This is a genomic window from Polaribacter sp. HaHaR_3_91 (genome assembly GCF_019278525.1).
Classification (GTDB): Bacteria; Bacteroidota; Bacteroidia; order Flavobacteriales; family Flavobacteriaceae; genus Polaribacter.
The window spans coordinates 2,827,536-2,840,961 of sequence record NZ_CP058986.1 but is presented as its reverse complement, the minus strand read 5'-3'; the positions used below and the strand labels follow the sequence as shown (position 1 = coordinate 2,840,961).

General features: G+C 29.2%; 17 protein-coding genes. 8 read left to right on the top strand and 9 right to left on the bottom strand.

Going from position 1 to position 13,426, the window contains the following annotated elements; genetic code table 11:
• The first annotated feature begins 138 nt into the window (after nt 1-138).
• Together H0I27_RS11940 and H0I27_RS11935 are read left to right on the top strand one after the other, a co-directional pair.
• Nucleotides 139-906, top strand: coding sequence for a DUF6503 family protein (locus tag H0I27_RS11940; RefSeq protein WP_218730918.1), 768 nt, complete (start codon nt 139-141; stop codon nt 904-906).
• Nucleotides 907-943: 37 nt separating this feature from the next.
• Nucleotides 944-1,708 (top strand): DUF6503 family protein, encoded by a 765-nt coding sequence (locus tag H0I27_RS11935; protein WP_218730917.1) that lies wholly within the window; start codon nt 944-946, stop codon nt 1,706-1,708.
• Between the two features lie 111 nt (nt 1,709-1,819).
• On the opposite strand, the gene H0I27_RS11930 is transcribed toward H0I27_RS11935, so the two are convergent.
• From H0I27_RS11930 to H0I27_RS11910, 5 genes are all read right to left on the bottom strand, one after another.
• On the bottom strand, nt 1,820-2,344 hold the full coding sequence (locus tag H0I27_RS11930; RefSeq protein ID WP_218730916.1) for a nuclear transport factor 2 family protein: 525 nt from the start codon (nt 2,342-2,344) through the stop codon (nt 1,820-1,822).
• A 30-nt stretch (nt 2,345-2,374) separates the two neighbouring features.
• Nucleotides 2,375-3,100, bottom strand: coding sequence for a head GIN domain-containing protein (locus tag H0I27_RS11925; protein ID WP_218730915.1), 726 nt, complete (start codon nt 3,098-3,100; stop codon nt 2,375-2,377).
• Nucleotides 3,101-3,194: 94 nt separating this feature from the next.
• On the bottom strand, nt 3,195-4,874 hold the full coding sequence (locus H0I27_RS11920; protein ID WP_218730914.1) for a PspC domain-containing protein: 1,680 nt from the start codon (nt 4,872-4,874) through the stop codon (nt 3,195-3,197).
• The gene (locus tag H0I27_RS11915) at nt 4,867-5,211 is read right to left on the bottom strand and encodes a PadR family transcriptional regulator (RefSeq protein ID WP_165733545.1); all 345 of its coding nucleotides are present in this window, start codon (nt 5,209-5,211) and stop codon (nt 4,867-4,869) included. The genes H0I27_RS11920 and H0I27_RS11915 overlap by 8 nt, the downstream gene beginning before the upstream one ends.
• A gap of 19 nt (nt 5,212-5,230) precedes the next feature.
• Nucleotides 5,231-5,665 carry a DUF4870 domain-containing protein gene (locus H0I27_RS11910; protein WP_218730913.1) on the bottom strand — a complete coding sequence of 145 codons (435 nt, stop codon included), beginning with the start codon at nt 5,663-5,665 and terminating at the stop codon, nt 5,231-5,233.
• A 223-nt stretch (nt 5,666-5,888) separates the two neighbouring features.
• Here H0I27_RS11910 and H0I27_RS11905 point away from each other — a divergent pair, with 223 nt between their 5' ends.
• Nucleotides 5,889-6,344, top strand: coding sequence for a DUF4442 domain-containing protein (locus H0I27_RS11905; protein WP_218730912.1), 456 nt, complete (start codon nt 5,889-5,891; stop codon nt 6,342-6,344).
• 1 nt (nt 6,345) lies between these two features.
• On the opposite strand, the gene H0I27_RS11900 is transcribed toward H0I27_RS11905, so the two are convergent.
• Nucleotides 6,346-6,492: a hypothetical protein gene (locus tag H0I27_RS11900; protein ID WP_218730911.1), complete on the bottom strand. Its 147-nt coding sequence runs from the start codon at nt 6,490-6,492 to the stop codon at nt 6,346-6,348.
• Nucleotides 6,493-6,774: 282 nt separating this feature from the next.
• On the opposite strand from H0I27_RS11900, the gene H0I27_RS11895 reads away from it, so the two are divergent.
• Nucleotides 6,775-7,611, top strand: a complete 837-nt coding sequence (locus tag H0I27_RS11895) for a TIGR00266 family protein (protein WP_218730910.1) — start codon at nt 6,775-6,777, stop codon at nt 7,609-7,611.
• Here the strand turns inward: H0I27_RS11895 and prmC are convergent.
• From prmC to H0I27_RS11880, 3 genes are read right to left on the bottom strand one after another with little or no spacing between them, the layout of a single operon-like run.
• A complete protein-coding gene (prmC, locus tag H0I27_RS11890; protein WP_218730909.1) occupies nt 7,608-8,471 on the bottom strand; it encodes a peptide chain release factor N(5)-glutamine methyltransferase in 864 nt (287 codons plus the stop codon). The genes H0I27_RS11895 and prmC overlap by 4 nt on opposite strands.
• A 7-nt stretch (nt 8,472-8,478) precedes the next feature.
• On the bottom strand, nt 8,479-9,903 hold the full coding sequence (gene cls, locus H0I27_RS11885; RefSeq protein WP_254713086.1) for a cardiolipin synthase: 1,425 nt from the start codon (nt 9,901-9,903) through the stop codon (nt 8,479-8,481).
• A gap of 3 nt (nt 9,904-9,906) precedes the next feature.
• Nucleotides 9,907-10,398, bottom strand: coding sequence for a GNAT family N-acetyltransferase (locus H0I27_RS11880; RefSeq protein ID WP_218730908.1), 492 nt, complete (start codon nt 10,396-10,398; stop codon nt 9,907-9,909).
• Nucleotides 10,399-10,450: 52 nt separating this feature from the next.
• On the opposite strand from H0I27_RS11880, the gene H0I27_RS11875 reads away from it, so the two are divergent.
• From H0I27_RS11875 to H0I27_RS11860, 4 genes are read left to right on the top strand one after another with little or no spacing between them, the layout of a single operon-like run.
• Nucleotides 10,451-10,909: an LEA type 2 family protein gene (locus tag H0I27_RS11875; RefSeq protein ID WP_218730907.1), complete on the top strand. Its 459-nt coding sequence runs from the start codon at nt 10,451-10,453 to the stop codon at nt 10,907-10,909.
• A 6-nt stretch (nt 10,910-10,915) separates the two neighbouring features.
• Nucleotides 10,916-11,962, top strand: a complete 1,047-nt coding sequence (gene ribD / locus H0I27_RS11870) for a bifunctional diaminohydroxyphosphoribosylaminopyrimidine deaminase/5-amino-6-(5-phosphoribosylamino)uracil reductase RibD (protein ID WP_218730906.1) — start codon at nt 10,916-10,918, stop codon at nt 11,960-11,962.
• Nucleotides 11,955-12,566, top strand: coding sequence for an HAD-IA family hydrolase (locus H0I27_RS11865; protein ID WP_218730905.1), 612 nt, complete (start codon nt 11,955-11,957; stop codon nt 12,564-12,566). The genes ribD and H0I27_RS11865 overlap by 8 nt, the downstream gene beginning before the upstream one ends.
• Nucleotides 12,563-13,426 carry an EamA family transporter gene (locus H0I27_RS11860; RefSeq protein WP_218730904.1) on the top strand — a complete coding sequence of 288 codons (864 nt, stop codon included), beginning with the start codon at nt 12,563-12,565 and terminating at the stop codon, nt 13,424-13,426. The genes H0I27_RS11865 and H0I27_RS11860 overlap by 4 nt, the downstream gene beginning before the upstream one ends.

Here is a 13,426-nt window from a genome sequence, read left to right as displayed (position 1 = left end):
TTTTGCTAAAATTGAAGGGGGGGAATTTATAAAATTACCTATTCATTTTTAATTTAACATTTAAATTCCACTCCTTTTGTAAAGAAATATAATAAAACCGACTTTTTAAACTATCGAATTTAAATATATAATCGAATTATGAAAAAAGTACTTTTATTGTTAATTGTGGTCATTGCAATTTCTTGTAAGAATGAACCTAAAAAAGAGGTTAAAGAATCTGTAAAACAAGTTGAAGTTAAAAAAGAAACTTTCCCAGAAGAATTAGGAAAAGTTTTTGAAGCTCATGGAGGAATTGATGCTTGGAGAAATGCAGAGGTTTTATCCTTTAAAAAAGGAGAGGAAGTACATACGATTGATTTACAATCTCGTATAAATGTAATTAATGCACCCAATTATGCTGTTGGTTTCGACGGAAAAAATGTTTGGTTAGACGAGGCAGAAAAAGGAACTTTTAAAGGAAATCCTGCTTTTTATCACAATTTATTCTTTTACTTTTATGCAATGCCTTTTGTATTAGCTGATGAAGGAATTACGTATGAAAAAATAGCACCTTTAACTTTTGATGGTGTAGATTATCCTGGTTATAAAATGTCTTTCAAGTCAGATATGGGAAGTTCTCCTGATGATAATTACAAGTTGTATTTTAACGCAGAAACACATCAAATGGAATGGTTGGCATATACCGCAACATTTATGTCTAAAAAACCAAGCGATAAATTCAATATCATTAAATATGGTAAATGGAATAATGTAAACGGATTGATTTTACCATCAGAAATTACTTGGTATAAAAAAGATGAAAATGGTGTACCAACTGAACCAGCGAAACCTGCGACTGTGTTTACAGATGCATCAATCAATAAAAATGATTTAACAGATTCATTTTTTTCTAAGGCTGTAAAGTAAATATATTTGCAACTAGATAATTTATAAAATTTAGAGGATGAAAAAAATAATTTTATTGTTAATAGTTGTAATTGCAATTTCATGCAAAAGTGAACCTAAAAAAGAGGTTAAATCAGAAATAAAGAAAGTAGAGGTGCAAGAAGAAACATTTCCAACAGAATTAAGAAAAGTTTTTGATGCCCACGGTGGTATTGACGCATGGAGAAAAGTACAAGTATTGTCTTTTAATAAGGAAGATGAGGTTCATATTTCCGATTTACATTCTCGTAAGATTATTGTAAAATCACCAAAATATTCATTAGGTTTTGATGGAAATGAAATTTGGTCTTTAGAAGATGTTGAAGGTAGTTTAAAAAGAGATCCTGTTTTTTATTACAACTTATATTTTTATTTTTATGCCATGCCTTTTGTCTTGGCGGATGACGGAATTACTTATGAGAAAGTAGATGATTTTGTATTTGAAGGAGTCAATTATCCTGGTTATAAAATTTCTTATAGAGCAAATGTAGGTACTTCTCCAGATGATAATTATATTGTGTATTATAATCCAGAAACCTTTAAAATGGAATGGTTAGCATATACAGTAACCTTTAAATCTAAAGCTCCTGTTGATAAATATAAAATGATAAGGTATAATTCTTGGGAAAACGTAAGTGGTTTTATTTTACCAAAACAAATTACTTGGTATTCTAAAGATGAAAAAGATTTATATATACCAACAACTAAAATTGTAGATTTTAAATTGGCTTTGGTAAGTCCTGTTAATTTAGCAGATTCATTTTTCGAAAAACGTGTAAAATAGTTTTAGCATAAAAAAGTAAGCGTCGTTTTTTTAAAAAACGACGACTTACCAAGTAAACTAATAAAACCAAGTATTAGTATAAATATTAGAAGTTAGCTTTCTAATAAATTGTTATTCGGAATATGGTTTGTGATTATAACTCAAAACCCTTTTTAATTTCCAAATATTATTTTCTAAAATCCAAAGGTGTGTAAAAGCTGCAATTCCAACAGTTTTTAATACACCTTTTTGTTTTTCTTGAAACGTGTGTTTTCCTTTTTGAATAGCCCCATAAATAACGCCATTATTGTTTAATTGATGTACTTCTAAAGAATTAGCAACTAATTGTCTAGTGTTATTTCCTGGGTTGGTACATAGGTTCTTTTTTATAATATCAATAAATTGTTCCTTATTTTGGATACCTCCAACGTCATGATAAAATTCAAAATTATCAGCTATAATTGGGCTTAGTTTTTCGATTTCACAATTGTTAAACGCTCTTTCAAATAAAATACTATCTTTTGATTTTAATGTTTTAAACAAGTTTGAATTTGTATCAACCTGAGCGTTTAAAACAAAGTTGTAAAACAACATTGCTAAAAACAGTACTACTTTTATTAAAATTGATTTTCTAAAAGGTTCTAAAAAAGAGTCCATAGTTTTGGTTGCTTAATTTGTTAAGGTTGCTTATTTCTTAGAAATACTTCCGCCAGAAGTTGTTTTTTTATCAATTGTTTTTGGGTTTCCTTTAAAATCAATATCGCCACCACTTGTTGCTCTTGCTTCTAATTTTTTTGAAGCATAAATATTAATATCAGCTCCACTAGTTACTTTTGCTATGGTATTTTCACTTTCTAAATCATATGCATCAATAGAACTTCCGCTTGTTGCATTAGAAGCATGATTTATCGTATTTCCAGAAATATGAATATCAGATCCGCTTGTAGAATTTGTTTCTACACTTGTTGCGTTTACTTTAATATTAATATCTGCACCACTTGTAGCTGAGATAGAAATTTCATCGGTATTTATAACATCTTTTCCGTAAACATCACTTCCGCTTGTGGCTGTTAAAAGCGTTAAATCTTTAATGGTAACATGCACCTTTTTGGCTGCTGCTCTCCAGATTCCTTTATCAGCATATACTTTTAATATGCCATTTTCAACTTCCGTAATAATAATATCGTGTAAATTTTCATCAGCTTCTACGGTAACTTTATTTTTAGAGCCTTGAGTTATGTAGACATCTAAACCTGTACTTACTTTTATTCCCGTAAATTGATCTGCAATTTTTCTGGTTTTTGTAATTACATTTTTATCTCCGTTAACTCTATTCATCATGTCTATACTACAAGATGTAAAAAGAGTAGTTATAAATAGAATTGCAATAATTTTTGATACTGAATTTTTCATGTGTTTGGTTTTAATTATATTGTAAATGTCTTTTAATAGACGCTTAAAATCAAAGGATGGTTACTCAATTGTTGTTTTTTATGGTTGAATTGTATTAATTAACTTCCTCTTCAATAATTTTAGTATCTTCTAATTCTACTTCACAATCTGTACATTGTAAGGATTTATCGGTCATTTTAAAATGATGATTAACCATGTCTTTGTCATAAATATCAGTTTCATTTTTTACATCGTCTAAAAAGTTTTTTACTGAATGATCAAAATAAATGGTGTTCCCTTCTTTAATATAAACTGTGATATTAACTTCTTCATCTTTCCATATATTTTTAAAGTTTGATAAATAATAAGCATCTAAAATAATCGTATTATTGATAATTTCATATTTATATTCAATTCTTTCAGCATTCCAGTTTGCATTGTATCTGGTTTTTCCAGAAGACTCTTTTTGAAGAATTATATATGCTTCATTAGAATTACTTTTTTTAACATCAACATTAATATTATTAGAATATAATTTGTTTATTCCATCTATTTCAACTTGCTGTTTACTAGAATTTCTTCTTAAGTTGTGTCTGTAGTAAATTTCATCATCATTGATCATTTTTAAATTGATGGTATCATTTTCTATGCTATTTAAAGCTGTTTTCTTTACAAACTGACCGTCATTTACATGAGAGGTTCCGTATTCTATTCCTGTAAAAATCATGGTTAATAAAGCCATTACCCAAATACCTAAAAGTGTTAATGAGGTTGGTTTGCTAATTTTTTTTACACTGCTCGATAATATGCGCAACCCTAAAACAAATAAGATTAAAAACGGAATACCAATTAATAAAAATGCTGCAAGTGTTAATACCCACTTTGGTAAAATTGCATCATAAAAAAATGGCGGATATTGTAAAAACTCTCCGTTCACATTTAAAATCTCTAAACTTCCTACTGAAAACCCACCAATGATTAGTGATAAAATAACCGCACCAGCAATAAACACTAGTAGAATTCCAATAAATTTACCAATCACTTTAAAGAATACAAGAATAATCTTGCCTATGGTGTTGATGAAATCTTGTAATCCATTATTTTTTTGAGGCTTTCCCGAAAAAGTCTGATTCATTTTTTCTGAAAACTCATTAGCGCCATCTTTAAATTTTTCTGAAGCTTTATTCGCAAATTCGGTTACATTTTCTGAAACATTATTAAACTCTTCACGAATCTTTTTTTCGATGTTATCGATGTTTACAGGCTCTCCTTCCATTTGTAATTTCTCTGCCGTCGTTTTAGCTTCTGGCAACAAAATCCAAAGGATAATGTATAAGATCACTCCAAAACCAGCTCCAAAGAAAAGGGCTAACAAACCAAGACGAATCCAGATAGTATCTACATCAAAATAATGTGCAATACCAGAAGCAACTCCTCCTAAAAATTTATCATCACCATCTCTAAATAATTTTTTTCCGGTAGTGTTATTTCTAGTATATGAATAGTTTGCGTCACTATATTCTTCTTCAGCGCTAGCATAATCTTCTGGTTGTCCCATAATTTTAATGATATCTTCTATATCACCTTCATTAATAACCTGTCTTGCATCTGTTATTTTTTCTGATAACAATTCGCTAATACGTGCTTCTATATCTGCAATGATTTCATTTTTTCCTTGCGGATCATCGCTCAACGATCTAGAAATAGATTCTAGGTATCGCTTTAATTTCTGATAGGCAACTTCATCTATGTGGAAGAAAAATCCGCCTAAATTTATGTTGATTGTCTTATTCATTGGTAGTTGGTTTTTTGCTGATTACTTGGTTTACTGCGTTTACTAAATTACTCCATGTTTTATCTAGTTCTTTTATAAACATGCCTCCGTTTTCTGTTAAAACATAATATTTTCTTGGTGGTCCAGAGGTTGATTCTTCCCATCTGTATGTTAATAAACCTGCGTTTTTTAAGCGTGTTAATAACGGATATATGGTGCCTTCAACCACAATCATTTCTGCACTTTTTAATGTGGAAAGAATTTCAGAAGTATAGGCATCTCCATTTTTTAGAATGGATAAAATACAATACTCTAAAACACCTTTTCGCATTTGTGCTTTTGTATTTTCTATTTTCATTTATTGTGGTTTTAAATGATTATTTAATAAATTTTATAGTGAAAGGATATTTATAATTTTCTCCTTCTTTCGCTTTTAATGCAGCTATAATTATCAATGCAATTTTAATGATGCCTACAATTCCTGCAAGAGATGCAATACCAAAAACACCGAATAAATTAGAAGTCTCAAAATTGATGTTAATATGATTAAAGTTGTTAAAATTATCGAAGTTTCTAAAAATAGACCCAATAAAAACAGGTATAAAAGTTAATGTCAATATAAAAATATATAAAGAATAACTAATATTAAAGTTGATTGCTTCTTTACCGTGTTCGTCTAAAAAGGTACTTCTGTCTTTTAACGTTTGCCATGTAATTAATGGTGTAATTATATTACCAAACGGAAATATAAATCCTGCAAAAGCAGAAATATGTATTAAAAAGGCATTGGTGTTTTCGTTATTTTGTTTCATGATTTATAAACTATATAATACTTTCTTATGCAAATATATATCTTTAAAAAGGTATTATGCAATACATAGTACTGTATTTAACATTTCTTTAACGTTTTTATTTTTGGTTAAAAAAGCTATTAAAAAGTCTTGTATCCGTTGTTATTATTGGGTTTTGGTTTCATTTATTTTAACTACCTTGTCAACTTTAATAGTAGTTTTTAAAATTAATTAAATATATAAAATGAAATTTACTCCGAGAAAAGTCAATCTTTTTAACCTTGTAAAATTGCCTTTAGCATATTTAGGAGGCGTAAGAGTGCGCACTATTACAGATACAGAAGTGGTGGTTTCTATAAAATACAGATGGATGAATCAAAATCCGTTTAGAAGTATGTTTTGGGCTGCACAAGGTATGGCGGCAGAAATGCCAACAGGTGTTTTGGTAATGAAGGCAATAGACGATTCTAAGGTAAAAGTATCTATGTTGGTGACCCAGCAAGAAGCGCAGTTCTTTAAAAAAGCTACGGGAAGAATTCTTTTTTCTTGTAAAGGAGGGAATGAAATTCGAGAAGCAATTCAAGAATCTATTAAAACAGGAGAAGGGCAAGTTATTGTTTTAACATCCGAAGGAAAAAATAAAGATGAAGTAGTGGTTTCTAGATTTCAATTCCATTGGAGTTTAAGAGTGAAAAAGTAATTTATTCTTTACTTTTATATAGTTCTGGTCTTTCTTCGTTATAATCACATTCTTGAAAAATACCACAAGATACATTTGTACGCGCTAAAGATTTTGTTACTTCAAACTTTTTAGATAAAGCTTCTATTTCTGGAGATAAATATTTCATAATTTTTTTATTTTTTAATTCGTGTATTAAATATAGTTTTTCTTTTTATCACTGCAAAAATATGGCTTTTTCTACTCATAAATAATTAGAAAACGGCTGTTTTGGCTTTATTAACAAAAATTTAAAAGGTTCTTTACATAAACCTTTCATAAGAAGTATGTATCAAAAAAATGTACTTATTTAGATTGAAGTAAAATTCACTAAATTTAAAAAATAGTTTTTTGGTGTAACAAATACCCTTTAAAATCTTCTAATTAATGTATAAACCTTAAAAATTGAATTATGTTTCAAGATAAAATTCCACAAAACTCAAACAATAGAAATGCTCACGAGATTGATTATAAAATCTTTGGAGAAGAAATGCAGTTTGTAGAAATTGAGTTAGATCCGCAAGAAGGAGTCGTTGCAGAAGCAGGTACTTTTATGATGATGGATGATAATATTAAAATGAATACTATTTTAGGTGATGGTTCTAATCAAGAAACGGGCTTATTAGGAAAGATATTTTCAGCAGGAAAAAGAATCTTGACAGGGGAAAGTTTATTTATGACTGTTTTTACCAATAATGGCTTTGGAAAAAAACAAATTTCATTTGCGTCTCCGTATCCTGGTAAAATTATTCCGATTGATTTAACAGAATTTGGAGGGAAGTTTATCTGCCAAAAAGATGCATTTTTGTGTGCAGCAAAAGGCGTTTCTATTGGAATAGAGTTTTCTAAAAAATTAGGGAGAGGTTTGTTTGGTGGAGAAGGTTTTATTATGCAAAAATTAGAGGGAGATGGTTTAAGTTTTATTCATGCTGGTGGAACTATGGCGAAAAAAGTATTACAACCAGGTGAAGTTTTAAAGGTAGATACGGGGTGTATTGTTGGTTTTACTCAAGATGTAGATTATGACATTGAGTTTGTTGGTGGTATTAAAAATACTGTTTTTGGAGGTGAAGGATTGTTTTTTGCTTCTTTAAAAGGGCCAGGAACTGTGTATATTCAATCTTTACCTTTTAGTAGATTGGCAGGACGAGTTTTGTCAATGGCGCCAAGAACAGGAAGTGGAAAGCGAGGAGAAGGAAGTGTTTTAGGTGGAATAGGAGATTTATTAGATGGTGATAATCGATTTTAATATGTAGCTTTTATCATTCTGTCATTTCCAGAAAAATCTTTTTTTAACTCTATGTTTTTAAACCCTTTTTGGTGTAGCATATCTACGGTTTCTTTTCCTAAATATTGATTGATTTCAAAAAATAACAATCCGTTTTTAGTAAGGTCTTGTTTTGCTAAATCTGCAATTTTTTTATAGAAAATTAGTGGGTTTTCGTCATCAACAAAAAGGGCAAGATGTGGTTCGTTTTGTAATACATTATTGTTTATTTCTATCTTTTCTAATTCTCTAACATAAGGAGGATTAGAAATTATGAAGTCATACTTTTTAGGCAATTCTTTAGCTTTTAAAATATCTATTTCTAAGAAAGTAATGTCAACTTTATTTAAAACTGCATTTTGCTTTGCTTTTTTTAAAGCTTCTAAAGAAACATCTATAGCAGAAATAGAAACGTTATTTAAGTTCTTAGCCAAAGAAATAGGAATGCAACCTGTACCTGTTCCTACATCAAGAATATTTAATTTATTGTCTTGATTTTTACTTCTTATTTCTTGAATTTCATTGATAACCCATTCTACTAGTTCTTCTGTTTCCGGTCTTGGTATTAAGGTATTTTCATCTACTAAAAATGGTAAACTATAAAACTCAGTTTCTCCTAAAATATACTGAATAGGTTCTTCTTTTTGAAGTCTTTTTACAATATTTTTTAATTCTGATAAAATACTTTCATCAATTAAAAAGTCTGGTTTTAAAACGGTATCGATTCTTTGTAGGTTCAGTTTTACTTCTATCAACATAAAAAAGAAAGAATCAATTTCTGTTTTTGGATAGATCGTTGATAATTCACTGTTAAAAAAAATACGAAAATTTTGAAGTGTCATAGATAGTTTATAATAAAGGGCTTAAAAATCTAGCAAGACGTTCAAGTGTTTTTTGTTTGTTAGATCTGTTTAAGAAATCTTCTAAAGTTATTTTGGTGGCTAAATTTTTTCTTTCATTAAATTCTTTTGATATTTCTGAAGTAATTTCTTCATCAAAAATTAGAGCATTTAATTCATAGTTATGTTCAAAGCTTCTACAATCAAAATTGGTAGAACCGATTGAAGCAATCTCATCATCAATAAATATAACTTTACTGTGCGAGAAATCGTCCCTTAAATATATATCTACTCCGGCTTTTAATAAACCCTCAAAATAAGAATACATACTATAGGTAGCTATATTAGAATCGGTAACTTTAGGCAATAATAAAGTTACTTTTACACCGCTTAAAGCTGCAATTTTAAACGATTCTAATATAGAGTAAGTAGGTATAAAATATGGGTTTAATACACAAATACTCTTTTCTGCTAAATTAATAAGGCTCAAATATTGTTGCATTACAACAGGTTGTTTGTAATCTGGACCGCTAGAAACAATTTGTATTGTAGTGTTTCCTTCAGCGTTACAAACCGTATTGTATTTTTCTTTCTGACTTAAATCTATATCTGTTGCGTAGTAATAATCTTTTAAAAAAGTATCGTGTAAATTAGCGACTGCACAACCAGATATTTGTACATGTGCATCTTGCCAAATACCTAAATCGGTGTCTTTTGTAATATATTCATCAGAAATATTTACGCCACCTGTAAAACCAATTTCATTATCTATAATTGCAATTTTTCTATGATTTCTATAATTTAAAGAAAAAAGAAAGCTTCCAAATTTAAAAGGAGTTTCTGGATATATTTTTACACCTATTTCTTTTAGGTGTTGTATGGTTTTTTTGTTTAAGGGAAAGCTTCCTATAGAATCGTATAAAATACGGACTTCTACATTTTCTTTTCGTTTTTGCTCTAATAAGTTAATAATATTGTTGAGAATTTCTCCATTTTCAATAATGTAATATTGTAAATGGATAAATGATTTAGCATTCTTAATAGCTTTAAAAAGTGCTTCAAAAGTTTCTTTTCCACTTTTTAAGACTACAACATCATTATTTAATTGTAGCGGTAAGTTTGTGTTATTAAAAATTAGATTAGATATTTTAGAAGCTTTACGACTCTTAAGTACAGCTACATTTTTATTTTTTTCATTTTTGCGATTCTTTTCAATGTAATCTTTCCTTTTTTTAGTCTCTTTAAGTTCAAAGTATTTTATTTTTCTTCTATTAATGCCGAATAAAATAAAAGCAAAAACCCCCATGAAAGGAAATAAGAGTGTAATTAAAATCCAGCTTAAAGATTTAGAAGGTTTTACGCCAAAATATAAAATATTGTAAAAAGCCCAACTAAATAGTACAAGGTGTATCGATAAGAGAATAGTATATATCAATTTTTATAATTTTTTAAGCATCCAAACAGGGCAAGAATAATGTCCGGTATTTCCCATAGGTTTGTCAAGATTTACAAAACCATTCCTTTTGTACAATGCTTGTGCAGCATTCATATAAGGCATAGTTTCTAAATAACAGTTTTCAAAACCAATTATTTTTGCTTTTTCTAAGCAAGTATTTATTAATTTAGAACCCAAACCTTTTCCTCGTGTTATCGGTAAAAAATACATTTTTTGAAGCTCGCACGTATTCCCTTCAAAATTATCTAATTGTGCAATTCCTGCGCCTCCAACTACCTTATTATTATGCTCTACAACATAATAAAATGAGGTTGGTTTTTCAAAGTTTTCAAACATTTTATCAGTAGCTTTGTCTTCGTAGGCAGTACCAATTTTTGGTGCACCCATTTCTAAAAGAACTTCTCTGATTACAGTTGCCATTTGTGCATTGTCTTTAGATTGAATTTCTCTAATGATAAAATCTGTACTTTTCATTTATTACTGTATTTTTGCAAGAGCAATTTACCTTTTTTTTTAAATATTGAACATGAAAAACCTTATATATTTTGTACTTTTCTTTGCATTCATTACAAGTTGTTCTGTAAGGGAAAAACCTATTTTTATAAAGGTAGATAATGTAAAGGTATCTTCTTTTAAGGGAGATACTATTCGTTTAAAAGCGTCAGCTTTTTTTGAAAACCCAAATGATGTTGGTGGTGTTATTTCTACGGATGAAATTAAGGTGATTGTAAACGGTGCAGAAGTTGCACAGGTTTCTTCAGATGAATTTGAAGTACCAGCAAGAAAGGAGTTTTCTATACCTTTAATGGTGGTAATTCCTGCTAAAAAAGTCTTTGATAATAACAAAAACGGAATCTTAGGAGGTCTGCTAAATTCATTTTTAAATAAATCTATAAAAGTGCAATTTACAGGAGATTTAAAATACAAGGTTTTCGGGTATTCTAGTGTATATCCGATAGATCAAATTCAGGAAATCAAATTTTAATTGTTAGTGATAGATCACAAATTATACATAAAACGTTGCTTACAAATAGCCAAAAATGGGATAGGCTTTTCGCGTCCTAATCCTTCTGTAGGGGCAGTTGTAGTATATCAAAATAAAATTATTGGCGAAGGTTTTACATCTGCTTATGGTGGTAATCATGCAGAAGTAAATGCAATTAATGCCGTAAAAGACAAAGCGCTTTTAAAAGAGGCAACAATCTACGTAACTTTAGAACCTTGTTCTCATTTTGGTAAAACGCCACCTTGTGCAGATTTAATTGTAAAACATCAACTGAAGAATGTCGTTGTTGGTTGTGTAGATTCTAATAGTTTGGTTGCTGGTAAAGGAATTGAACGTCTTATAAATGCAGGGATTAATGTAACTGTTGGCGTTTTAGAAGATGAGTGTAAAGAACATCACAATCGTTTTTTTACGGTTCAGAATAAAAAAAGACCTTATATTATTTTAAAATGGGCACAAACTAAAGACGGATTTGTTGCTCCTTTAACAAAAGATGAGCAGAAACCAGTTTGGATTTCTAACCCATATTCTCAGCAGTTAGTCCACAAATGGCGAGCACAAGAACACGCAATTTTAGTAGGAACAAATACGGTTATTGCAGACAATCCTAAATTAAATGTTAGAAGTTGGACTGGTCAAAGTCCTGTTAGAATTGTTTTAGATCGTACTTTAAGAATTTCGGAAAATAGTAGTGTTTTAGACGGAAGTGTAAAGACGATTATCATTACAGAAAAAGAAGAATATCTGTTCAAGAGTAGTAGAGAACTAATTCTTGAAACCATAGATTTCTCTAATAATCTAGCAAAACAAGTTTGCAATGTTTTACAAAAGCACCAAATTCAATCTGTAATTATAGAAGGAGGTACGCAGACTTTACAAACTTTTATAGATGAAAATCTCTGGGATGAAGCGAGGCTTTTTGTAGGGGAAACCACTTTTAAAGTAGGAGTGAAGGCACCTGTTTTTAAGAAGGTAGTTAAAGAAGAAATAAACATCAAAACAGATGTTTTAAAAATATATACAAATGATTAAAAACATCATTTTCGATTTTGGCGATATTTTTATCAACCTAGATAAAAAACGTTTTGCAAAAGAATTACTGGACTTAGGGATTTCGCAAGAAGCAGAAGTCAATTTACCAATTTTGAACGAGTACGAAATGGGCTTAATTTCTACAGAAGAGTTTGTTGCTTTTTTTGAAGCTAAGTTCAATGTTTCAAAAGAAAAATTAGTAAAAGCTTGGAATTCTATTCTGTTAGATTTTCCAAAAAACCGATTAAAGTTTATTCAGGAATTAGCAGAAAGTAAAAAATACAGATTATTTTTATTGAGTAATACCAACGATTTGCATATTTCTTGGATTCAAAATAATGTTGGAAGTGAATTCTACAATTCCTTTAAAATCTGTTTCGAACAATTTTATTTAACGCACGAAATTCATTTAAGAAAACCAAATGTTAATATTTATGAATTTGTGTTGAATGAGAATAATTTAATAGCGGAGGAAACACTGTTTATAGATGATACTAAAGAAAATACAGTTTCTGCAAATATCTTAGGCATTCATACTTGGAATTTAATTCCGGGAGAAGAAGAGGTAACGGAATTATTTACAAAAAAGGAAAATTTATTTTGATTTATTTAATTTTCAGCATTCTTTTTTCAACCTTATTGTTTGTCATATTTAAATATTTCGATATTTATAAAATTGACACTTTAAAAGCAATTGTTGTAAATTATTTAGTGGCCTTTTGTTTAGGCTTCGGTTTGTCTGAAATTACATTTTCTTTTAATGAAATACCTCAGAAACCTTGGTTTTTTGGTGCTATAATCTTAGGAGCTTTATTTGTTTCAGTATTTTTTGTAATGGCAAATACAGCACAACAAAATGGAGTTTCAGTAGCTTCAGTTGCAGGAAAAATGTCTGTAGTTATTCCAGTGGTTTTTGGCATTATTTTATATGATGAATCGGTTACTTACTTTAAAGTTATTGGTATTTTAATTGCCTTATTATCTGTTTATTTAGCCTCTGTAAAAGAAGAAAAAAGTACTTTGAATAAAGCCGGATTAGTGTTTCCAATATTACTTTTTTTTGGTTCAGGTATAATTGATACTACACTTAAATATGTTGAAGTAAATTTTGTTCAAAATAATGAAACCTCCCTTTTTTCTGGGAGTTTATTTGGTTTTGCTGCTTTTTTTGGATTACTTATTTTATTGATAAAAACGCTTCAAAAGAGAGAACCATTTGGTTTTAAAAATATAATTGCAGGTATTGTTTTGGGAGTTCCTAATTATTTTACAATTGTATTTTTAATTAAAGCGATGCAAACATCAGGTTTTGAAAGTTCTACTTTATTTACAATTAATAATGTGTCTGTTGTAGTAGTATCAACCTTGGTTGGGTTATTGTTGTTTAAAGAAAAATTTAGTTTAAAAAATAAAATAGGAGTTGCTTTGGCAATTATAGGAATTGTCTTAGTAACCATTGCTTAA

Bases quoted from the DNA above. Each gene is read 5' to 3' on its own strand.
- H0I27_RS11940 (WP_218730918.1), top strand. From the start codon at position 139: ATGAAAAAAGTACTTTTATTGTTAATTGTGGTCATTGCAATTTCTTGT.
- H0I27_RS11935 (WP_218730917.1), top strand. From the start codon at position 944: ATGAAAAAAATAATTTTATTGTTAATAGTTGTAATTGCAATTTCATGC.
- H0I27_RS11930 (WP_218730916.1), bottom strand. From the start codon at position 2,344: ATGGACTCTTTTTTAGAACCTTTTAGAAAATCAATTTTAATAAAAGTA.
- H0I27_RS11925 (WP_218730915.1), bottom strand. From the start codon at position 3,100: ATGAAAAATTCAGTATCAAAAATTATTGCAATTCTATTTATAACTACT.
- H0I27_RS11920 (WP_218730914.1), bottom strand. From the start codon at position 4,874: ATGAATAAGACAATCAACATAAATTTAGGCGGATTTTTCTTCCACATA.
- H0I27_RS11915 (WP_165733545.1), bottom strand. From the start codon at position 5,211: ATGAAAATAGAAAATACAAAAGCACAAATGCGAAAAGGTGTTTTAGAG.
- H0I27_RS11910 (WP_218730913.1), bottom strand. From the start codon at position 5,665: ATGAAACAAAATAACGAAAACACCAATGCCTTTTTAATACATATTTCT.
- H0I27_RS11905 (WP_218730912.1), top strand. From the start codon at position 5,889: ATGAAATTTACTCCGAGAAAAGTCAATCTTTTTAACCTTGTAAAATTG.
- H0I27_RS11900 (WP_218730911.1), bottom strand. From the start codon at position 6,492: ATGAAATATTTATCTCCAGAAATAGAAGCTTTATCTAAAAAGTTTGAA.
- H0I27_RS11895 (WP_218730910.1), top strand. From the start codon at position 6,775: ATGTTTCAAGATAAAATTCCACAAAACTCAAACAATAGAAATGCTCAC.
- prmC (WP_218730909.1), bottom strand. From the start codon at position 8,471: ATGACACTTCAAAATTTTCGTATTTTTTTTAACAGTGAATTATCAACG.
- H0I27_RS11880 (WP_218730908.1), bottom strand. From the start codon at position 10,398: ATGAAAAGTACAGATTTTATCATTAGAGAAATTCAATCTAAAGACAAT.
- H0I27_RS11875 (WP_218730907.1), top strand. From the start codon at position 10,451: ATGAAAAACCTTATATATTTTGTACTTTTCTTTGCATTCATTACAAGT.
- H0I27_RS11865 (WP_218730905.1), top strand. From the start codon at position 11,955: ATGATTAAAAACATCATTTTCGATTTTGGCGATATTTTTATCAACCTA.